At 51.2% G+C, this 22,606-nt stretch carries 13 protein-coding genes and 2 tRNA genes; 2 read left to right on the forward strand and 13 right to left on the reverse strand.

Going from position 1 to position 22,606, the window contains the following annotated elements; translation table 11 throughout:
• Positions 1-21 precede the first annotated feature (21 nt).
• From H7U12_RS02635 to H7U12_RS02680, 10 genes are all read right to left on the reverse strand, one after another.
• Complete coding sequence (locus H7U12_RS02635; RefSeq protein WP_317170740.1) at positions 22-711, reverse strand: NUDIX hydrolase; 690 nt, start codon at positions 709-711, stop codon at positions 22-24.
• Between the two features lie 329 nt (positions 712-1,040).
• Positions 1,041-1,994, reverse strand: coding sequence for an alpha/beta hydrolase (locus H7U12_RS02640; protein WP_186632476.1), 954 nt, complete (start codon positions 1,992-1,994; stop codon positions 1,041-1,043).
• Between the two features lie 325 nt (positions 1,995-2,319).
• A complete protein-coding gene (locus H7U12_RS02645) occupies positions 2,320-4,020 on the reverse strand; it encodes a glycoside hydrolase family 43 protein (protein WP_241749065.1) in 1,701 nt (566 codons plus the stop codon).
• Positions 4,021-4,179: 159 nt separating this feature from the next.
• Positions 4,180-5,541 carry a glycoside hydrolase family 43 protein gene (locus H7U12_RS02650; protein ID WP_186632480.1) on the reverse strand — a complete coding sequence of 454 codons (1,362 nt, stop codon included), beginning with the start codon at positions 5,539-5,541 and terminating at the stop codon, positions 4,180-4,182.
• Between the two features lie 65 nt (positions 5,542-5,606).
• Positions 5,607-7,178, reverse strand: a complete 1,572-nt coding sequence (locus tag H7U12_RS02655; protein ID WP_186632537.1) for a glycoside hydrolase family 43 protein — start codon at positions 7,176-7,178, stop codon at positions 5,607-5,609.
• A 157-nt stretch (positions 7,179-7,335) separates the two neighbouring features.
• Positions 7,336-8,187, reverse strand: a complete 852-nt coding sequence (locus H7U12_RS02660) for a sialate O-acetylesterase (RefSeq protein WP_186632483.1) — start codon at positions 8,185-8,187, stop codon at positions 7,336-7,338.
• A 133-nt stretch (positions 8,188-8,320) separates the two neighbouring features.
• Positions 8,321-10,804: a glycoside hydrolase family 95 protein gene (locus H7U12_RS02665; RefSeq protein WP_186632486.1), complete on the reverse strand. Its 2,484-nt coding sequence runs from the start codon at positions 10,802-10,804 to the stop codon at positions 8,321-8,323.
• A gap of 214 nt (positions 10,805-11,018) precedes the next feature.
• On the reverse strand, positions 11,019-12,914 hold the full coding sequence (locus H7U12_RS02670) for a glycoside hydrolase family 97 protein (protein WP_186632489.1): 1,896 nt from the start codon (positions 12,912-12,914) through the stop codon (positions 11,019-11,021).
• A gap of 73 nt (positions 12,915-12,987) precedes the next feature.
• Positions 12,988-14,130, reverse strand: coding sequence for an endo-1,4-beta-xylanase (locus H7U12_RS02675; protein ID WP_206683855.1), 1,143 nt, complete (start codon positions 14,128-14,130; stop codon positions 12,988-12,990).
• 621 nt (positions 14,131-14,751) lie between these two features.
• Positions 14,752-15,612, reverse strand: coding sequence for an alpha/beta hydrolase (locus H7U12_RS02680; protein ID WP_186632493.1), 861 nt, complete (start codon positions 15,610-15,612; stop codon positions 14,752-14,754).
• A 681-nt stretch (positions 15,613-16,293) separates the two neighbouring features.
• Between H7U12_RS02680 and H7U12_RS02685 the strand changes: the two genes are divergently transcribed.
• Entirely contained in the window at positions 16,294-20,283 is a 3,990-nt protein-coding gene (locus H7U12_RS02685) for a hybrid sensor histidine kinase/response regulator transcription factor (RefSeq protein WP_206683856.1), read from the forward strand.
• Between the two features lie 330 nt (positions 20,284-20,613).
• Here the strand turns inward: H7U12_RS02685 and H7U12_RS02690 are convergent.
• Positions 20,614-20,686 (reverse strand) — tRNA-Lys (locus tag H7U12_RS02690).
• A 67-nt stretch (positions 20,687-20,753) separates the two neighbouring features.
• Positions 20,754-20,826, reverse strand: a tRNA-Lys gene (locus tag H7U12_RS02695).
• Between the two features lie 138 nt (positions 20,827-20,964).
• Here H7U12_RS02695 and H7U12_RS02700 point away from each other — a divergent pair.
• Positions 20,965-21,651 carry an SH3 domain-containing protein gene (locus tag H7U12_RS02700; RefSeq protein WP_241749063.1) on the forward strand — a complete coding sequence of 229 codons (687 nt, stop codon included), beginning with the start codon at positions 20,965-20,967 and terminating at the stop codon, positions 21,649-21,651.
• 75 nt (positions 21,652-21,726) lie between these two features.
• Here H7U12_RS02700 and H7U12_RS02705 read toward each other — a convergent pair whose 3' ends face one another.
• A complete protein-coding gene (locus H7U12_RS02705) occupies positions 21,727-22,533 on the reverse strand; it encodes an SDR family oxidoreductase (protein WP_186632504.1) in 807 nt (268 codons plus the stop codon).
• Positions 22,534-22,606 lie beyond the last annotated feature (73 nt).

Here is a 22,606-nt window from a genome sequence, read left to right on the forward strand (position 1 = left end):
CTGCTCGGCACCTCGCCCTAATTACCAGTTCTTATCCATCCCTAGGAGTTTTTCCATGTTTGGAATGAATTTCAGGAAAGCTTCAAAGTTATCATAGTACTTCTCTCGATCCAGCTTGAAATAGAAGGCTCCTTTTCTGGAGTGCTCTTTGTTCTTTTCCTTCTGTTGAATCAGCAATCCTGTGGAAAGTGCTTTCCGGGCGAAATTGCCTTTGTCAAAGGTAGATTCGTATAGCTTCTCGTAGAGGGTTCGCAGTTGCTGAAGGGTAAATTTCGCCGGCAAAAGCTCAAACAAGATGGGATGCAGCGCGGCCTTGTAGCGTAACCGCATCTTGGCCACCTCTACCATTAAGTTATGGTCAAATATAAGGTCGGGCGTTTCGCTGAGGATGAACCACTCGGCGTGGAAATCTGAGCTTAGTTGCGCCTTACACTTTTGGATATCGATCAAGGCAAAATACGGGACTGAGATGGTGCGGTCTACCGAGTCACGTTTGGGATCACTGAACGCGGGTAATTGCTCCAGATACACGTCTTCTAACCCGGTAAGTTCTTTCAGTACACGATGGGCGGCGGCTTCCAGGCTCTCATTGGGTTGGATAAAACCGCCCATGAGGCTCCACTCCTGCCGGTGCGGGGTAAAGCCCCGCTGGATTAAGAGCAGCCTAAAGTTTTCCCCATCGAATCCGAAGACGATACAATCAACCGCCACGTGGACCCTTGTCTGCCCTGAATACCTAATCCTACCGCTACTAGCTGTCATTTGCTGCATTCCATATTGCTGATGTCATAGGGTTGAATCAACCTTTTCCACAGCTGGCTGGTCATTTAAATTACTTGTCAAAGGGGAACTTGCCGTAGAGGTTCCCGCAGAAAAGGCATGATGTCTCAGAACATACTTGGGGAAAGGATGGCCAGGTAGGTACAGCATACATGGGGTTAAGCACCTTTTTACTTACACCTACCTGGCTTTTGAAACTTATTCTTTCAAGGCACCACTGAATGCCCATCCTTTATTCTTTTAAGAATGCATCAGCCTCCTTACTTCCCAGACTTGGCCGTGAGAAATTTGTTTACGTTCAACCAGTGCATGAAAGCGTCGAACCAACGGTTGCTGGTTCTGTCTGGATTACCAAGGCCGAAGCCGTGGCCACCATTTTGGTAAAGGTGGAACTCCACAGGTATACCCGCTTTAAACCAGGAATCAATTACCCCGAACTGCCCTTTAAAGAGAAAGTCATCGGTGGCGATCACATTGAACATGGGCGGAGCATTCTTGGGTACTTCCACTGGCCCCATACCGCCATAGATAGGACCAATGAACGCTAACTTCATGGTTTTAGAATGAAGGGTTGAGTGCATCGTGAGTCCGGCGCCGGCTGAGAAACCGATCATACCTATTCTGCCCGTATCCACGCCCCACTCCTTGGATCTTTTGAGGATCATGGCATACGCGGCCTCGGCGTCTTCCAACTGGTTAGACAGATCCATCTGCGGCGGGCTGGGCGGAGTTGCACCTCCCGCAGTAGTGGAAGACGCAGCTGGGGCCGGCGTACGGGGTCTATCCATCCAGGCCTTGAAGTCATCAAGTGATTCTGGCGTGGGGTGGAGCCGGTATTTCAGGACGAAAGCCGCAATTCCCTTATCGGCAAGGGCCTTGGCGACTTCCCAGCCCTCGTTGTCCAGGGACAGCCACCGGAAACCACCACCGGGAGCCACAATCACAGCCGTTCCATTCGCCTTACCTGGTGCAGGCAGGAATGGGGTGAGCGTGGCAGTAGAGATATTCCGCGCCATAGGATCACCCCACTGCCGGAACCAGGTCTCGGGAGATTTCTGGCCATCCACCCCGCCGGTGCCGAGCGGAATGGCTTTGGGCTCAGCAGGAGCTTTGAGCGGATAGATGGTGCCATCCTGCGCTATGGCTGGGGCGGCAAAAATCAGGAAGGAGGCAAAAAGCCACGCTTTCGCTACGTTTATCGGTTTATAAGTCATAAAGATGATGGATAGATAAAGGTTTAAACTATGTAATAAGGTTATGCAATTTCTGAAGGAAGAACGCTTTGATCTGGCGCAAATGTCCGCTTGTGTCTCCGTTTCGGGGCTACTTTTCCAAAAATGGCCCCGAAACAGAAGCTTAGGATATCCTAAAGGCACAAGCGGACGCTTGCGCCATAACCTGAAAAAAAAACGTTGAACAGCTTCTTATTTAATATGAGTATGCAATTTCTGAAAGGCGAACAAAAGAGTTCCGTCTACCCAAGCAGTAGACAGATCTCCCTTGTCACCGTGTACTTGATTCTATGGCAATTAGGCACTTCTACTGAGGAAGTGCATCGTTGGCAGAAGTGGCGTACAAACCAATCAACGTACCCGTGAAACCTCCCGCCACATTGGTGGATAGGATATCTCCTGAAACAGAGCCGCCCACATTCACAAAGTCCTTTCCGTTAGTTGAGTAGCTAAACTGGTAAGCATCTCCGGCGGCTTTCACCTGCAGTTGTATCGGTTTCTTGACGTCTATCTTCTGGCTGGCGATAATTTTAGAGGCACCTTTCTCTGTTCTTTCCAGCACTAAATAATAGTCTTTGCCTTTTCTGGTCAGCCCGAAAACGTAGTTGAATTTCTCGCTTTGCAGCAACGTAATACCTGCCAAATCCTTTTCTGAGGCCGGCTTGTAATCAAGGGTGGTGGTGTAAGAAAAAGTGTTGTGCTGTTGGCGGTGGAAGAGCGTTGACGTAGGCTTCAGCTCTTTGATGTTGGTAGCGAACGGGGTGATCTGTAAACCTTTCTTGGATGAAGAAATAAACGCCTCACGCGGGCCTCTTAACCCAACCCAGCGGTAATCCAGCTTCTTGGAAGTGAAGTCGTCTTTGAAGGTGAAATTGCCATTAGGGAAAAAGCCCTCTTTTCCGGTTTTGTTTACCACGCCTTTGGGCATTTGCAACTTTGGTTCCATAGGCACCAGTCCATTCACGAAAATGGGGAACTCACCTGACCAGTCTACCGGCAGGATAAACGTCTCACGCCCGATGTTTACGCGGTTCTTCTCGTTCGGGCGGATACCCAGAAACACACCATAATATTTGTTATCCGGTCCTAGCACTAAATCGGCGTGGCCGGCCCAGTCTACTTTGTTTGGTCTGTTGGGATTCAAACTTCTCTGCGACAAGATTGGGTTGTTAGGAGCCGGGATAAAGGGACCCATAGGGGAATCGCTCACGAAAACCACTTCGCTGTGGTTGCCACCCGTACCGCCCTCGGCACACATCAGGTAATAGCGTCCATTTTTCTTATAGATATGCGGGGCTTCGATCCAGATGGGTTTTTTCGCGAGGTCTACCCCACCGTTTACAATGATCTTGTCGGTTCCGGCAATGACCTGGTCTTTGGCAAGATCATATTCCCACACCTTGATCACGCGGTGCCCTTCGTACAGTTCTTGGCCTTTGTCTGGAGCATCGTTATGTACTACATAAGCTTTCCCGTTATCATCAAAGAACATAGAAGGATCTATTCCGCCGAATTTCAGCTTGTAGGGCTCACTCCAGCCTTTGGCGGGGTCTTTTGATTTCACCACAATGTTCCCTGCTCCTCCGGCGAAGGCTGTCACAATCATGTAGAACGTGTCATTGTTGGGGTTGTACTCTATGTCTGGCGCATAAACACCGGCACTGATGGGCGTATCATGCACATCTAGCTGTGAAACGCGGTCCAATGCGTGCCCAATCTGCGTCCAGTTTACCAGATCTTTTGAATGGAAAACGGGAACCCCGGGGAAAATAGCGAAAGTTGAAGCCACCAAGTAGTAATCGTCGCCCTTACGGGTGATGGCCGGGTCCGGATAAGCTCCCTGCAAAATAGGGTTGTAGAATTCACCCTCCTTCAAAGGATAGTTATTGTATACAGGATCGTTTCCTTCATAGACAGAATTGGAAAACACCGGGGCGTTTTGGGCCTGTTTCTTCGAATTCTGGCTGTTAGCGTTAAATCCGATTGAAAAGCACAGGAGGACCACCATAGCACAGAGCAAACCTGCCCGGCGACTTCTAAAAGGAGCAAATTCAAATTTCATTCTCTTCATCTTAAAATATTAGCTGTTTTGTTTTGAGCCTATTTTTCTGAAATCCCCCTTAAAACAGGAGCGTCAGACAAGGTTGATGGGATTACCTGTTAAGGATTATTCTGAAAATCTCCAGTAGTCGAAAAACAGGATATTGCTAGCTGCTTTGCCTTTGAAGACAAAATAGACATCGTGGACGCCAGTGACTTTTTTAACATCCGTTGAAACCAGGGCCCATCTGTCATTTCCGCCGGTGAGCGGCACGTTCACGGTACCTATCAACTCGCCTTCCACACTTCCCAACCGGACTTCCATGGTCACATTGCCGTTATGGGTGGTGCCAAGCCGGGCCGTCAATTTGGAGGCTCCAGTTTTTCTAAAATCAACGTCTTTTACTTTGGTGTAAGCGCCGTTCCGCAGGGCGGTCACAAATACGCCAACGTTGGCATTCTGTTTGGATTTAAGCCCTTCAGACCAGGCCATGGTCTCTGCCTCGTTCTTTACAAATGGATTCAAAGGGGCCAAGCCTCTGGTAATGCCCTCCGTCATTTTCAGTGGTTGTATGGTGCCGTCTTTTTTGAAGGCCACTTCCTCCACCGCCACCGAGCGGGTAAAACCGCCGCCGCCCGGCAAGGCACCGTTGTGATAGAAGAAATAAGTCTTCCCTTTAAAGTCAATGATGCCCGGGTGATTGGTAAAACTGCCGCCTTCGGTAGGCATCAAAACACCCTGGTATTTCCAAGGGCCTGTTGGGCTGGAGCTGGTGGAGTAGCCGATATGCTCTGGAATGGGGCCTGCGGCGAACAGCAGGTAATACAATCCTTTGCGCTTGTAGAGCCACGGGCCTTCCTCGTAGGTGGTGGGCCTTTCGGGGTTGCCCTCGCGCTTGCCGAACGATTCTACCGTGTTAGGCACCTTCACTACTTCTCCCTGGTAAGAAATCATGTCCTCGTTCAGCTTGACGTAGTAACAATTGGGGTTGCCCCAATACAGATAGGCCTGCCCATCGTCATCTATGAACACATTAGGATCAATGTCACCCACGCCGCTTTGAACCAATGGCTTATCCAAAGGATCTGTAAATGGCCCGTACGGACTATTCGCCACCGCTACCCCAATGGCTCCTTTGTTGTCCTTGGTGGTGACGGGAACATATAGGTAGAACTTACCTCCGCGCTCAATGCACTGCGGGGCCCACGCATTTATTTTCGCCCAGCTGAAATCTGAGTAGGACAGAATGGTGCCGTGGTCCGTCCAGTTTACCATGTCGTCTGTGGTATACAACTTCCAGTCGTTCATGGTAAACCAGGTAGATTCGTCTTCATCGTGGCTGGTATACAGGTACAGTCTGTTGTTATACACCATGGGGGCCGGATCGGCGGTATAGGTGGTCTGGACGATGGGATTCTGCGCTTGGGCAAAACCCGACACCAGGCAAAGCGTCCCAAGCCAGCTGATTGTCTTGAAAGGATTCGTCATGTTTAACACTCAAATTTCTGAAAGTCACTCTCTGGTGACCTTATCTGTATTGCTGAAACGGGTAATTATTCTGCTTGTGTTATTTGCCCGTTTATCCGGAAATAATCAAAATCTACCTGCCCACCCGGTGCTTTGGTGGCGTAGTTGAACAGCCCGAAACGGTAGCCCATAAAGTGCGGAAGCGTGTAGGCCATTTTCAGCGGCGAGCCGATTTTTGTCCAGGTCTTTCCGTCCAGGCTATAAAAGAAATTCGCCTCGTCCTTCCGCTCTTTGAAATCACATTCGGCCTTCAAATACACCTTATTTTGTTGCAGCGGAACCCGCCCTACCTCCACCGGCCTCCCCGACTGGACGTTGATTGCCACGATGGATTTGGCCCCGTTTTCGAATTTCACCCCGATTAACCCGTACCGCTGCTGCAAGAGCGCCAATCCGGCAAAATCGCCGTCCTTCATCTTGGACACGTCAAGGAGCGTAGCGCCGGTGCTCTCCGGCCCGATGGTGCGTTGGGTCAGCGTGTTCCGGGCCAGCAGGAAGGACGTATCTACCCGGCCGGTGCTCAGCCGCAGGTAGCCTTTCCGTTTGGTGACGGACCAAAGTTTGTTGTCTGGGTTGTGGTTCCACTGCCACACCAACGGCAAGGCCGCCCCGCCTTTCTTGCGGGTGAACTCATCCGACGCCACAATGCCCGGCATAAGGCCTTTGCTGGCGGGCAAGTTCAGGGCATCGGGCACTTTGCCGTCAATCCCTAAAACGGGCCAGCCGTTTTCCCATTTCACTGGCACCAGATACGGAATGCGCCCTACCGCGCCATAGTCCCGGAACAGGTACGCGTACCAATCGCCATTTGGCGTGTCAATCAATCCGCCCTGGGCCACGCCTTTATCCTGTAAAGCCAGGCGGCCCTCATAGGGTCCGGTGATTTTATCTGCCCGATGCACGATGACCGTCCGCACGCCGTCCTTGGGCCAGGTGATGTTGAAGAGGTAGTACTTGCCATTGACCTTGAAAAGCTGCGACCCCTCGGCTTGGAGGTTGATATTAGAACCAGCAGGTGCACTCGCGTTCTCAATCAGCACCCGGTCCGTGCCTGGTTTCGGGCCGGAAAGGTCGGCCTGGAGCTCTACCATTCTCAGCTTGCCGGCGCCGTAAATCAGGAACACTCGCCCGTCTTCCTCAAAGAAAAGCGTATGGTCATGGTAAGATGGGCTAAAGGAAATCGCTTTCCAGGGGCCTTTCTCAATGTCTTTGGTGGTGTACACGTGCGTTTTGCCGGTGGTTTGCGCAAAGGTGGTCACGTAGTAGGTGCCGTTGTGGTGCCGCAAGCTGCTGGCCCAAGAGCCTCTTCCGTAGGTGCTTTTCCCGTTCGTGAACGTCAGTTCATCCACATTTGCCAAGGTATCATAAGCGTAGCCGACCAGGTTCCAGTTCACCAGGTCTTTTGACTTCATGATGGGCACGCCCGGGCTCATGTGCATGGTGGTGCTGCTCATGTAATAGGTGTCTTTTACCCGAATGATGGCAATATCCGGCACATCGGCGTGGATGATAGGGTTCTTGGCCCCTTGTCCTACTGCAGGCAACGCCAGACAGAGATAGACCAAGGCCAGGAAGCCTAGTTGGAAAAGGTTCTTCATCATAAAATCCATATTCTCTTTTAAGAAGATAGCGCCGCGGCCAGTAGCTTACACCGAGAGGTTCAGACGCTTCTTCGTTTTCACTAAATCCTGCTGCTATTCTGCAAACCCGCGCAGGTTAAATAGGAATTATCACCTTCCTTATAACGCTATTTTGTTACTCAGCCTTGACGTTTTTATAGCCCAGTAAAGACAGCATCTTAGCTCCGTATCTTCTGCCCAGCTTTCGGTATCCTTCAGCGCTGAAATGCAGTTGGTCGGCCACGGCCGGGCAATCTTCCGAAGAAATGATATGGGCGTTGGGTATTACCTGAGGCAGTTTGGCGATGATGGTGTTCATGCTCGCGCATTTGCCTCCCTGCTCCTTGCTCACCATTTCGCCGGCCAGCAAAGGCACTTTTTTTGGATTGAGGTTTAGGTCTTTTATCAGGTTGTCGTACACGCCTTTTACTTTACTTGGCCAGGTTTCATCACCGGTGTTGGACTCTCCCTGGTGCATCAAAATGCCTTTAATAACGCCATCTTTCTGGGCCAGCTTTGCCATTTCCACCAGACGGCCGTAGGGGTTCTTGTCATAGGGTACCAGCGCCGCCGTCATCCAGTCAGGTGCCGTAGCCACATAAGATTGATAGGTGCCTTTTTCAAACAGCTCTATTTTGCAGCCTCCCACCGCCACATTGATGACCCCTACTTTGATGTTTTCCGGAAGGGTAGCGAGCAAGGTGCGGCCGAAGTAATCGGCGGGAGTAAGACCGGTGTTGCATCGGGCCAGCGGTGGGGTAGCCGGGTACCATTCGCCTTTTTTCCTTCCCAGTTCGGGGCAATCCACCGCTTCCAAAACTTTAAACCGGTTGTTGGCGGTGGTGTCCTGCGGTTCAAATTTGGCGTGGCCCTCCATGTTGGATTGCCCGAAGCACAGAAAGATGTAGAAATTTGGGTCTTGGGCAAAGGCCGCCGTGTGCATCAGAAACAGGACGGCCAGCACGGAAAAGCTTCTTTTATATTTCATGTTAGTACTCGTTAGGTTTTAATTAAATACTTTGTCGCTTCGGTTTAGAAGCCTTTATACAATTTCGGGGAAATCCTGCTTTGAATCTGTTTTAAGGCCATTTTCTGTAAAACAGGCCCAAACCAGGCATCCTTTATTTGGCCAGACGCAGCGTGTAACTCTTACCGGCTTTGGTGGCAAGGTCATATTCATAGACAGTTCTGGCGGGCGTACTTTTCAGGTTAGCGCCCGAGGCTATAAGCGGTTCTTTGGTGGCCGGGACCTGGTAAAAAGGATTCGTATTGGTTCCCTTTGCTTTTTGCAGGCCTTTGCCCGTGAGCGGGTAATACGACCTCACTCGACAGGTACCGCCCAAAGCCGACCGGACCATCACTTCACTCGGCTTATTATCGGCCCATTTTAAATCCGCCTCAAACCCGCCCGGAGCCCGGAGTCCTTTGATGCTGCCTTTCTGCCAAGCGTCTGGCAAAGCGGGCAACAGGTGAATGGCCCCGTCCTGGCTTTGCAGGAGCATCTCGGCAATCCCGGCGGTACACCCAAAATTTCCGTCAATCTGAAACGGCGGATGCGCATCAAACAAGTTCGGGTAAGTGCCACCCTTCTGCTCGCCGTCTGGTTGGATGGAGGGCGTGAGTTGGTCCTGAATCAGTTTGAGGGCGTGGTTTCCGTCCAGTAGGCGAGCCCACAGGTTCACTTTCCAGCCCATCGACCAACCGGTAGACTCATCTCCCCGGGCTTGAAGTGACATTCGGGCCGCCGCAAACAACTGCGGCATACGGTACGGAGATATCTGGTTAGACGGGTAAAGTCCATACAAATGGGAAACGTGCCGATGATTGTCCTTCGGGTTGTCCCAGTCAGCCATCCACTCCTGTAGTTGGCCCCACTTGCCTACCTGCATGGGCGGCAGCTTTTGCAGACTTGCCTTCAGTTCCGCCGCGAAAGCCCCATCGGTTTGCAGCACTTCCGCCGCCTTGATGGTTTTGCTGAACAGGTCAAACACCAGTTGGTTGTCCATGGTGGTGCCCGCCGCGATGGAGGCCTGGTGATGCAAGCCGGGCGCATTCTCCGGCGAAATAGAGGGAGCCACCACCAGCCATTGATTCACGGGTTCTGTCACCAGGAAATCCAGGAAAAACCGCGATGCTTCTTTCAAAACCGGGTACACCGATGCCAGATAGGCTTTGTCTCCGGAGAACGAATATTTGTCATACAGGTGCTGTAAGAGCCAGGCGCCGCCCATGGGCCACATGCCCCAGAAAGCCCCGTCCACGGGACCGTTGATGCGCCAGATATCGGTGTTGTGGTGCAGGACCCAACCTCGGGCACCGTACATATCCTGGGCCGTCTGCCGACCCGACTCTGCCACTTCCCGCACCATCTGCACCAGCGGCTCGTTCAACTCCGTGAGGTTCGTGATTTCCGAGGGCCAGTAATTCATCTCCGTGTTGATGTTCACGGTGTATTTGCTGTCCCAGGGCGGGGTGAGCTGATCGTTCCAGATGCCCTGCAGATTGGCGGGTTGTCCGCCGGGCCTGGAGGCCGAAATCAACAAATAGCGGCCAAACTGAAAATACAGCGCAACCAAATCAGGGTCATTCCCATTCCTGAACTTCTCTATTCTCTGATTAGTGGGCAGGTTAGCGGCCTCTGTTTTCCCTAGATTAAGACTTACCCGGTCGAAGTACTTCTTGTAGTCGGCCACATGGTCCTGGTAGAGGGCGCTGACCTTCTTGTTCAAAGCTTTCTGAAGATAGGCTTCGGCCTGTTCCCCGGCGTTGCCACTGATGTCTTGGTAGTTCCTGAAGTTGGAGGCGATGGAGATATAAATGGTCACCTCATTCGCCCGCTCCACTTGTACACTGGTTCCGGTGGTTTGGACCGTTCCGCCGGTGGCCTGCACCTTGGCTTTGGCCTGAAACTGAACCTTGCCCTCTACGCCATCCACCGTACCGGTTTTGCCTGAGAGGAGCAACATATCCTTGCCTTGGGTGGAAACCTGGGCATTTTTGGGCCGGTCCATAGTGGCGGAGAAAGTGATAGAACCGGGTTTATTGGCTGTTAGCCTGACCACCATTACCTGGTCTGGGAACGAGGAAAAGACCTCCGTTTGGTAGTTCACCCCATTGACGCGGTAACGGGAGGTCACCACTGCTTTCTCTAGGTCCAGTTCCCGGTAATAGTGGGTGTAGTTTTCATGCCCCTCAAACGAAAGCTTCAGGTTACCCACCGTTTCATACGGCATGCCGTGGGAGGTTTTGCTGATGAACTTTTGGTTCACCAGTTCCTGGGCCCCGGCATACTTCCCCGCAAAAATCAGTTTCCGGACTTCGGGCAAGGCTTCTTTCGCTTGCGGGTTATCGTTGCGGTTGGGTTGGCCGGCCCAAACCGTGTTCTCATTCAGCTGAATAGTTTCCTGCACCGGATTCCCGAACACCATGGCGCCCAAGCGCCCATTGCCCACCGGCAAGGCTTCCACCCACTGTTTGGCGGGTTGCGTGTACCAAAGCTTGAGGGGAGCCGAAGTTTGAGCAGTGACCACATTGCACAGAAAAGCCAGACGGATGGTCAGACAACCGATAAGAATCCGTAAAGCCTTCTTTTGCAATCTGTGCATGGTGCGAATCTCTCCTTTTGGGGTAAGTTGCTTACAGCAGGTAATGCGCTTGGCTCATGCGCTGTTTCGGGCCTAATTTTCTAAAAACAGGTCCGAAACAGCGATAAAATAGAACACTCTCCTACTCTTTGAGAACTTTTCAATACAGGTAATTACTCCGTGATTTGGGGTCGTTTTCAGAAAAGCAGGCCCCAAACGCAAAGCTGGTTTTCCATTACTGGCCCACCACTACAATACCACCCTGCGGCTGAATGGTGACTTTGAGTTCTCCGTTCTTGGCTACTTTTACTTTTTTGGTGTAGCTGCTGCCGTCTTTGTTATCGCCGTAGAAAACGACCTCTTTTCCGGAAAACATGGGTAAACTGAGTTTCAGGTTCATGGGCTCAGCCTGGGCGTTCACGCCGGCCACGTACCAGTTGGCGCCGTTTTGCCGGGCCAGCACGCTGTACTTACCGGGGTAGCCGTCCAGGAACCGGGTATCGTCCCAGGTGGTGGGCACCTGCTTCATGAAATCAATCGCGAAGGCGGGGGCGTCTTGCAGGTTATTGGGTGCGAGGGCGAAGAACTGCACCGGGTTCTGGAACAGCACCGAGGTCGCCAACTGGAACACATCGGTGGTTTTGCGGTGGTTTCCGCCGTTGTTGGTGCGGTTGTAGCGCTTGTTCAACACCACGCCACCAAACTCCATGCTGCCCACGGCGTTCCGGATGAAGGGGTGCAAGGTGGCACTGAAGGCTTCCCGGTCATTGGCGTGCTGACTGAACATCAGGTTCTCGGAGGCCAGCACCGCTTCGCTGCCTACGTAATTGGGGAACATACGCTCCCATCCTCGGGGCAGGGTAGTCCCATGGAACACCACCATCAGTCCGTAATCGTTGGCATCCGAGAGGATGTCTTCGTAGAGGCGCATAGTTTCCTGCTTGTCGCCGCCAAAGAAATCGACTTTAATGCCTTTTACCCCGTTCTTTTTCATCCACTGCATCTCCTTTTTGCGGGCGATGGCGGTATTCATTTTATTTAAGGGCGTCTGGGGGGCGTCATTGACGGTTCCGTTGGAGTTGTACCACAGAAAGACGCCTACATTTTTGGAGGCCGCATACTTGATGAGTTCTTCAATGCGCGGGTACCCAATATTCTTGTCCCATAGGGCGTCAATGAGAATAAACTGGTAACCCAACTGCGCCGCTAAGTCAATATACGTCACCTGGTCCTCGTACTTCATGCTTTGGTCCTGCCACATAATCCAGCTCCAGGTTCCTTTGCCGTAAGTGTATTTAATGGAAGGCTCGTACAGCGGCTCCACCACGTCATTAGCGACGGTGGTCTCCACTATCGGCTTCAAACCCTTGCCTACCGTGATGGTGCGCCATGGCGTAGTGCCCGGCACTCCGATGGCAGCCCCGGTACTCCCGAACCCATTGTTCTCCGTGATGTCTGGGAAAGCAATGGTGTACGTGCCGTCTGGCGTAGGGTCGCTGAGGTGAGAACCGCAGTACAGACCTCTCACGCCAGTCTCCGAGATAAGCGCCCAGTGGGTTCCTACCCTGAAAAGCCCCGGAAACGTATAGCCTAACCCATGCGCAGATTTGGCCGCGATGTCCTGCTCCACCTGATAGCCCTCCTCATAGCTGGGTTTGGTTCTGGCAAAACCCACCATGGACTTAGATTGCGGCGTCAGGAAGCCTTTGGCCTGTGCTGGGAAATTGAAACCAGTCATTTCCTGCTCCACCACCAGCGCCCGCGGGTCTCCTTGCTCAGGGAGTTGGTACCGAAAAGCGATGTCGTTGTTGCTTACCCTGAACACCACCTGTAACACCTTCTTGTCTTTGTTCACAAACGTGCACTCCAGCTCATTAGCCAGGTAATGCACCTGCGACCGTTTGGATTTTTCCTGCTGGTAGGTCTGGTCAATCTTGTTTTGCTTCGTGCCTTCCAGGGTCAGGTTACTGGAATAATCAATCAGGTTGGTTTTCAGGCCCAGCGGCGAATTCTCCAGAATGGTTTCCCCCGCGTAGGTTACCCGGTACTGCGGCTGGCCGTTCTGCAAAAGCACCTCTACCTGAAGCCGACCGTCAGGGCTCTTTACGGTAGTATTTTGCGCCTGCGCCATGAAGGAAATGCTGACTAATAAATAAAGAAATAGCGAAACTGTTCTTTTCAATTTTGGAAACTGCATACGGAGCTTATTGTTGGGCAGCCTGAATGATGGCGTTCACCACTGCCTTGGGTTTGTTTTCTCGGTCAAAAAGCAACGGATAATCGGTTCGGCCGCGTACTGGCCAGCCGTTGCGCCAGGAGTCTTTGTCGCTCACGCCCCACAGGGTCACGCGGGAGATTTTATCCTGGTGCTTCAGAAAGAGTTTGAAGAAATCAAGGTACCGCTGCTGAAAGCGCTGGTTCACAGAATCTGGCAATCCCTTGGCGTAAGGGTTCATCTTCTGGTCGTACTCAAAATTAGCCGATACCTCGGCGCCTATGTTGCCGCTGGGCATGGGAAGCACCGTCAGGTCCAGTTCCGTAATCATCACTTTGATGCCCAGACCAGAAAAAGCTAGGATGCTGTTCTCAAAATCTTCTAAGGTGGGGTAATCCAACCCGATGTGCCCCTGCATGCCAATTCCGTCAATCTTAACGCCCTGTTGCTGCAGTTCTTTCACCATTTCCACTACGCCCGCTCTTTTCTTAGGCATGGACATGGAATAGTCATTATAGTACAACTCTGCCTTGGGGTCGGCTTCCTGGGCAAACTGGAAGGCGAGCTTGATGAAGTCTTTCCCTATGATTTGGTAGAACTTGCTTTTCCGCCAGGTACCGTCGTCCAGAATGGCTTCGTTCACCACATCCCAGGTATGCACCCGGCCTTTGTAGCGGCCCACTACGGTATGAATATGGGTTTTCATGCGCTGAATCAACACCTCCCGTGACACGTCACGGCCCAGGCTATCGGTGAAAAACCACCGGGGTGCCTGGGAGTGCCAGATGAGCGTGTGCCCGTTGATGAGCATGTTGTTCTCTTCCCCGAACTTGACGAATTGATCGGGTAGGTCAAAGTTGAACTGTCCTTCGCGGGGTTGGACTAACCCACTTTTCATGCAGTTTTCGGCCACAATGGCGTTGAAGTGTGTTTTCACCACCTGCACCGAAGCGGCATCCTGCCCCGTGATCTGCTGCGCATTGAGCGCCGTCCCGATATGGAATTTGCCTTTGAACGCATCCTTCAGCGTCAGTTCACTTGTCTCTTTCTGGGCAGTTCTGCAGGCCGTACTCAAAAGCACAACTCCAAGAATTGCGGCCCTTGCCCAGCTATACATCGGTTTCTTATTCATTTCTTTTGGTGGTTTAACTCAGTTGCCTTCGGGCGATTGATTTACGAATGTTTCATCGGGCATTTACAGCACTTGCCTCGCCCCACATGGACCCACTTACTTAACCTCGGCGGTAGTGTTCAACCACAAGGCGGCACAAGAGTCAAATGTAACTAAGCGACCGGGGAAGGCATCTATAACCACGATTCATATGTTACATCTTGTGTTACATCCAACCCGCCAGCTGTACCAAAAGCTTGTTCTCATGTTACATTTACTCCTCCAGAACGCGCAAAACGCATCTCAGATTTCAGCACAAGTAATTCATACTCTGACCAAAGCAAATGAAACACAGTACGTTTCCTGCCTGTTTCTCGGAAATCGCGTCAGATACAGCTTTCTCGTGGTGAACTTCCCCTGCATACAACCTTAGTAGAGCGTAAACTATCTGATGAATTCGATTTAAAGTCGGCTAGAAGTCATCTTGCAAGTACCTGTTCTTCGCTGGTACTTATGAGAATAGATGCCCTTTGTTTTAGGGACGTTTTCCGAAAATGAGCGCCGAAACAAAGAGTCTCAGTTCTAACTCCTGTGGGCTAAAAAGCACTCTTCTGCCTTGGGAAAATCAGTAAAGCCGAGGGTTTATTTAGCGTTCTTTGTGGTCTTGGCAGGTTTGAACAAGAGCTGCGAGAACATGTACAAGTCGTTTTTCCAGACATTGAAGTCATGGCCGCCCGGCTCCAGGTAGTACACGTGCGGTACGTCATGCTGCTCCAGATACTCATGGGTGCGCTGGGTGATGTTCATTAGGTTGTCCTCCACGCCGCAGGAAAGCCAGAGCAACTGTAGTTTTCCTTTGTCCTGCGCCGGATTGGGGAACAGTTCCGCTGGCATCTTCGTGTTGGGAGCCGACGAGAACCCGCCAACCCAGGCAAAGGTGTCCAGGTTCTTCAATCCGAAATTCAGGGACTGTCCGCCGCCCATGGATAAACCGGCCAGAGCCCGGCGCTTCCGGTCTTTGTCTACGGCGTAGGTCTTCTCCACGAAGGGAATCAGGTTCTCCAGCAAATCTTTTTCAAACGCGGCGAAGGCCTGCACCTTGACACTATCAAAGACATTGCCGACGGGCCGGTCGTCTTTCATAGCCCGTCCGTTGGCCAGCACGACAATCATAGGTTCCAGTTTTCCTTCGGCGTAGAGATTATCCAGGATGATGTGGGGCTGGCCGTTGCGCAGCCATTCAAATTCATCGCCGCCGATGCCGTGTAGCAGGTACAGGACCGGGTATTTCTTTTTCTTGGTATAACCCGGCGGCGTGTACACCAACGCTTTGCGGCTGGTGCCCAGTTGTTTGGCAGTGTAGGCAATCGTATCCAGCTTCCCATGCGGGATTTCTGGACGGAGTTTATCAAACCCTGAAGGGGCGACCTCCACCTTTTCCTGGGCCCAGGAAGTTGTAATAATAAGGGAGATGGTGAGGATCGTTAGTAAAAGCTTTCTCATAGTTTGTTCTTAGAATAGCAACACTTGTTATGATTGAATGAAAATAGAGGTGTTCGTTGGCTGTTGCCATAAAGTTAGTTTCCTTGAAATTATTGCAGCAGCCTTTCGGTCAGTTTATGGGCCGTTTTTTTTAAAATGTATCCAAACCAATGGATGCGCTGACCATTTGTTTACTTGCTCACCCAAGAAAGTGATAATAAACATTTTACCCAAGCGCAGCTAAGGTATTGTAAAGCTGCTTGTCGTGAAGAAGGAGCCAAGAACCAGCACTAAAATGACTTTGTCTTTGACACCTACTCATGACAAGCTGCTCAAACGCCCAGTTGGTTTCCCTGTAGGATCAACCAACAAATAGGATCGTGTTTAGAGACCGATTTTCAGAAAACAGCGTTAATACGGAAATCTCAACGGGAAAGCAGTTGCAGTGACTATTATTGTCATTTTCACAAGTATCCTTTTAACATCCCATTATTTTTCAGTAAATAGCTAATCCTTCTATTCTCAGATCGAGGAAGAGTTCTACGCCCAGGCAAAAACCAAGCTTCCCGCAGGTGGCTTGTGATGATACTATACCATACCTCATTTTCATTCTAAGTGAAGATCCGTCTAAAGCTTCTTTTTCTACTCCTCTGGCTACACTGTACTGCGACTGCCCAGTCAGGAAAGATGTTTTCCGTGGATATGGAACTCTCCAACAGCCTCATCCATCAGGTATTTCAAGACAGCAAGGGCATCATCTGGGTGGCCACCCAGGATGGATTGAACAAGTACGACGGTTCTAAATTCACGATCTACAGACATGACAAGAAGTCTCCCCAGTCTATCTTAAATAACTATGTCCGCCACCTGTTTGAGGACAGTAAAGGCCATCTGCTCATCGGGTACTACAATGGCCTGCAACTCTATGACCATGCCACAGATTCATTCACAAGAATCCCCCTGCTCCCCAAGGGGAGCGAGGAGTACGATGCCCACGTACTCAACATAACCGCACGGCAGAATGGCGAGATCTTAATTGGAACCTCAGGCTTCGGGGTCTTCTCACTAACGTTTGATGAGGGAAAACCTAAGATTCAGCCAATCAAACAGAAAATCCCCGCCGATCTTATTGATTATCTCTTTGAAGACCGGGACCAAAGCCTTTGGGTAGGCAGCCAAGACAAAGGTCTCTTCCGCATCAGCAAAGATGGCCGCAGAAAGTATTTTCCCGGAACCGAAAACTCCCCCCGGAATACCATTACCGGGATTTGCCAGGACGAGGAGGGGAATGTCTATGTGAGCAGTGCAAGCAATGGCCTCTTTGTCCATAGCAAGGCCACCGACAGCTTTGCCAAGATTCCTTACCCTCCCTCTCCTTCTTTACCCATCAGCACGATGCACCTGGGGAAGAAAGGCCTGCTTTACCTAGGCACCGATGGTGCAGGCGTCAAGATTTATGACCTTAAAAGCAAAAGGATCACTGAAGGGAATTTCAATGTGGCCACTTTTGAATTTAAAAAGTCTAAGGTCCATTCCATCCTGGAAGACCAGGCCGGCAACCTGTGGTTGGGAATTTACCAGAAAGGCGTCATGCTGCTCCCCGCCAGTGCCAGCAACTTCAAGTATCTTGGTTATAAGTCCATCAATAACAACACCATCGGCTCCAATGCCATTCTGACTATTTTTGAAGACCACCAAGGCACGCTTTGGGTTGGTACTGACAGTGATGGCTTATACGGGTTAGGTTCAAACGGCAAACAGATAGCCCATTTCAGCCGCACAAGCGACCCTACCTCGGTGCCTTCTTCCATCATGAGCATTTTTGAAGACTCCAACAGAGACCTCTGGCTGGGCTCCTACCAACATGGGTTAGCGAAACTAAACCGCAAGACGGGAAAATGCGAGTATATCTCTTCCATTAGGGATGAGAACTCCAATTTGGTGGAGCGTATCTATAGTATCACAGAAGACCCACAAAAGACCCTGTGGATCGCCAGCATGGGAGCCGGTCTGTTCGCGATGGACTTACGCTCGCAGAAGGTCACGCACTATGACGCCGTTGCCGGATCGGCAAACACGGGTACTGAAAATCAACTCCACAACCGCTGGATCAACTGTCTGCTGCTCACAAGCAAGGATAAACTTTACATCGGGACGTATGACGGCATTGGCTGCCTGGACTTAAAAACCAGAAGCTTTACCTCCACGCACGGGGTAAACCGCTTGCTGCACGGCACAATTGTCTACTCCATGTTTGAAGACCCCAAGGGCAACATCTGGATTGGCACTTCACAGGGGCTGAAGTATCTGGATAGCAAAACAAAGGAGATAAAGTCCTTCACCACGGAAGATGGGCTCCCCAGCAATGTCATCGGGGCGGTCAAAGGAGACGAGAGCGGCAATCTTTGGATCAGCACCAACTATGGCATTTCAAAGTTTAACGCTGCAGAAGGGCGGTTCGTGAATTATTATGCCAACGATGGTTTACAGGGAAATGAGTTCAGCAAAGGAGCCGCCTATGTAGACAGAAAAGGGCAAATCTTCTTTGGTGGGATCAATGGCATCACCTACTTCCAGCCCAGAGAAATTCCTGACGTAATTTCTTCTCCGGAGAAAAAGCTGGAAGTTCGCCTCACAGGCTTTTACCTGCACAACCAGGCAGTGAAGAAAGGAATGAAATCTGGTAGCTACTCTATTGTTGATAGGGCCGTGATGGAAGCAGACCAATTCCACCTCTCGCACAAAGACAACTCCTTCAGCATAGAGTTATCTACGCTGGACTTTGCCAATCCGGAGAGGATCATTTACCAATACTCTTTGCAGGATGGAAGTTGGGTTAGCCTGCGCCCAGGAACCAACACCGTGAACTTTACGGACCTAGCCCCCGGTACTTATCGTTTCAAAGTCCGGGCGAAAGACTATAGTGTTCTTTCAAACGTAAAAGAGATTTCGATTATCATTTCTCCGGCGTGGTATTTCTCTACCGTGGCAAAGGTGCTCTACGCCCTTGTACTGGCAGCGGTTTTCTTCTTAGGAGTGCTGCTGATCCGGCAGCGGCAACGCACCCGCCAAAAGATGCAGGAACACCTGCAAGCAAAACAGATCAACGATGCCAAGCTGCAGTTCTTCATCAATATCTCCCACGAGATCCGCACTCCCATGTCCCTGGTCATTAGCCCATTGAAAAAGCTGATGTCCATAGACAAAGACCGGGAGCGCCAGAAGTCCTACGCCACCATGAAGCGCAACTCTGACCGCATCTTACGTCTGATCAACCAGCTCATGGACGTCCGCAAGATAGACAAAGGACAGCTGCAGTTACGGTTCCAGGAAACAGAGATCATTGGCTTCCTGCAGGAACTCTGCGCCATCTTTGAGGAGCAAGCGCTGGCCAAAAACATCGGCTTCCACTTCCACCACAGAATGGAACAGCTACCGGCATGGGTAGACCCGAATCAATTTGACAAGGTGATCCTCAACGTGCTGGCCAACGCTTTTAAATTTACCCCCGAAAACGGGAAAATCAACCTTTACCTTCGTGCTGGCGAAGATGAAACCGCCACCAATGAACTGCGCTACTACTTTGAGATTGTCATTTCAGATAACGGAATCGGCATTGAGGCAAGCGAGGAGGAGAAAATCTTTGAGTGCTTCTACCAAGTACAGTCGGCCCATAATCATTTCGTGGGCGGCACGGGCATTGGGCTCCATCTGACGAAATCCATTGTAGAGCTCCATCACGGCAGCATCAGAGCGGAACGCAACCAGGAAGGCCCAGGAGCTCGCTTTGTCATGCGGTTCCCGTTAGGGAAAGACCACCTGAAGACCGAAGTACTTCTGCAAACACCACTTCCTGCGCCCAAGCCTGAGCCCGTCATTCAGGTGGTTCCAGACATGGAAGAAGTTAAGCTTAAACCCAAAGCAAAAAGCCAAGTTTTGGTAGTAGATGACGATGAAGAAATCAGGAGGTACATCTGTGAGGAACTTTCCACGGAGTTCCAGGTGACGGAGAGTGTCAATGGCAAAGAAGCGCTCTCTATTTTGTTGAACAAAACACCTGATCTAATCATCAGTGATGTGATGATGCCCGAAATGGATGGGATTACCCTGTGCCGGAAAATCAAACAGAATGTAAACATCAACCACATCCCTGTCATCCTCCTGACCGCCCGGTCAGAAGAAGAAGACAAACTGGAGGGTTTGGGTACCGGCGCCGATGCTTACCTGGTGAAACCGTTTAACATTGAAATCCTGAGAACAACGGTTCACAACATCATCAAGAACCGCAAAATGCTGCGCAACAACTTCAGTGGCAATCAGCACCAGCATGACAAAGTCCAGAAAGTGACCATGAAGTCAGCCGATGAAAAACTGCTGAATAAACTCATAGACATCATCAACCAGAACATTGATAACCCGGCCTTGAACATAGAATTGATTACCCGGGAGATTGGGATCAGCCGCGTGCACTTACACCGTAAGATGAAAGAACTGACCAACCAGTCTACCAGTAATTTCATCAGAAATATTCGCCTTCAGCAGGCGGCAGACCTCCTGGCCAGCAAACACCTCAATATCTCTGAGGTTGCCTTTGCGGTAGGGTTCACCAACCTGACCTCTTTTTCTACGGCCTTCAAAGAACTGTACGGCGTGCCTCCAACGGCTTATATGGAAGCGCATGCCAAATCTTAAAAACCAGATCGCCAGCATATACTCTTATAACAGTAATTACGAGAGATGGGAGGCTCCCAAAACGGGCCGAATGCCAGTTGGGCCCTCATAGGAGAACACTGACTTGTTAAGCTCTATTAGTGCCATGGCTAAACTCTTCTTAACGTGGGTTTAGCCATGCACTTGCCTCATAGAATGGATGCCAATTGACCAAATGCAAGCCCTGTGGTTGTCTTCTGCTTTCCCCCTAGAGCCATAGACTGACATAAGAGTTACTTGAACAAATCAACTTTTTCCAAGTATTCAAGGCATAAAAAAAGCCCCATCTGTTAAGATGGAGCTTTTCATTTGTGATCCCGCTGGGATTCGAACCCAGGACCCATACATTAAAAGTGTATTGCTCTACCAGCTGAGCTACAGAATCAGGTATTAAAGAAGGTGGTAAAAAAAGCCTTCCCGACGGTGAGCCGGAAAGGCTTTTGGAAATCAAGTGATCCCGCTGGGATTCGAACCCAGGACCCATACATTAAAAGTGTATTGCTCTACCAGCTGAGCTACAGAATCTTTTTACTACCTTTGCTTGCCAGGGCGTTCCCCCGTATTGCGATGCAAAAGTATAATCACTTTCTGTAAATGCCAAACATTTTCCGCAAATTATGTCTGCTTTTTTGTGCAATGAGCCTCTCCTGGGCGCAACCCGTTATGGCTCAATCTTCTACCAAATCGCTACAGGAGGCAGATTCTTTGTTCAACCAACACCAGTATACCCAGGCCCTCACCATTTATGAGCGACTGCTCTCGCAGAAGCGCCTCTACTCGCCCCAGATGCTCTTGAAGATGGCCTACATCCAGGAGGGGCTGCAACAATACACCCACTCCATGCACTACCTGCAGCTGTTCTACAGCAAGCATCCCACCAGATCGGTGCTCCGGAAAATGGAGGAGGTAGGACTGCAACAGCACCTCTCAGGTTATGAGTACACAGACTGGAATTTCTTCAAAACCCAGTTTTACAAATACTACACCCAGATTCTGGAACTGCTGCTGGTGGGAGCGGTGATTGCCATAACCCTGCTGCTCCGCAACTGGACCAGAAAGCAGCCGATCAGCATCGAAGCCAAAGGCGGCTTTCTGCTGTACCTGGGCTTCCTGTTCTACTTCACCAATTTCCTCAGCCTGGACCAGCAGGGCATCATCCAGAACAGCAACGTTCCTATCATGACTGCGCCGTCAGCTGGGGCCGGGCTGGTGGCTACGGTGAGTCTGGGGCATAAAGTGGACATCCTGGGCGAGGAAGACATCTGGTACCGCATTGAGTGGAAAAACCAGACGGCGTACATCCGGAAAAACAACCTGCTGCTGCTTCCCCAACCGCTGGGCGCCCAGTAACTCTCTTCACTTTCCTTTGCGGAGCGCCTGGGCTGTTTCGGGGCGTTTTTAGGAAAAACGGCCCCGAAACAGGTTCTATTTAAACGGCGAGTCTGGTTCTTTCTTCATGTGGTTGTACACCAGCTTATCCGTGAGGCCGGGCAGCCATTTGCTTAGGAACACCGTCAGTTTCCCCTGGCTTGTCATCACCAGCTCGCGGCGGCGCTTGCGGGTGCCTTCCAGAATAAGACCGGCCACTTCCTCGGCGCTCATCATTTTGCCTTCATCGCGCGGCGACTCGCCTTGCTGACGGCCATCGGCGGCCAGGGCGGTGTTCCGGATGTTGGAGGCGGTAAAACCCGGGCAGGCAATCATCACATGCAGGCCCTGGTGCAGCGTCTCGGTGCGCAGCGACCCCAGGAAACCCTGCATCGCGAACTTAGAGGCCGAGTAGCCGGTGCGGCCCGGCAGGCCCTGGTACCCGGCAATGGAAGAAACCCCGATCACCGAGCCTTTGCTTTTCAGGAGGTACGGCAGGGCGTATTTGGTGCAGTACACGGTTCCCCAGAAGTTGATGTCCATCAGTTGCCGGATCACGTCCAGGTCTACGTCCTGGAAGAGCGCGCGCATAGAGATGCCTGCGTTGTTCAGCATCACATCTATCTTCCCGTAACGCGCCACCGTCTCGTCAATCAGGCGGCGGCAATCTTCCTCCTGGCTGACATCGCCGGTCACGGCCAGGTAGTCTACGCCGGCAGAGGCCAGCTCCTGCCCTACTTCCTGCAACTTCTGGGTATTGCGGGCCGAGATCACGATTTTTCCGCCCGCCCGGCCAAACGCCAGGGCGCAGGCCCTCCCTATTCCGGACGATCCGCCGGTGATAATCACAACTTTATCTTTCATGTTCTAAAACTTCTTCTGCCGCATGACGGCCTCTGCAAATCTACAATAAGTTTCTGCACCATCTGCGTCTCCC

Origin of the sequence: Rufibacter sediminis, assembly GCF_014269285.1 — a bacterium.
GTDB classification, from domain to species: domain Bacteria; phylum Bacteroidota; class Bacteroidia; order Cytophagales; family Hymenobacteraceae; genus Nibribacter; species Nibribacter sediminis.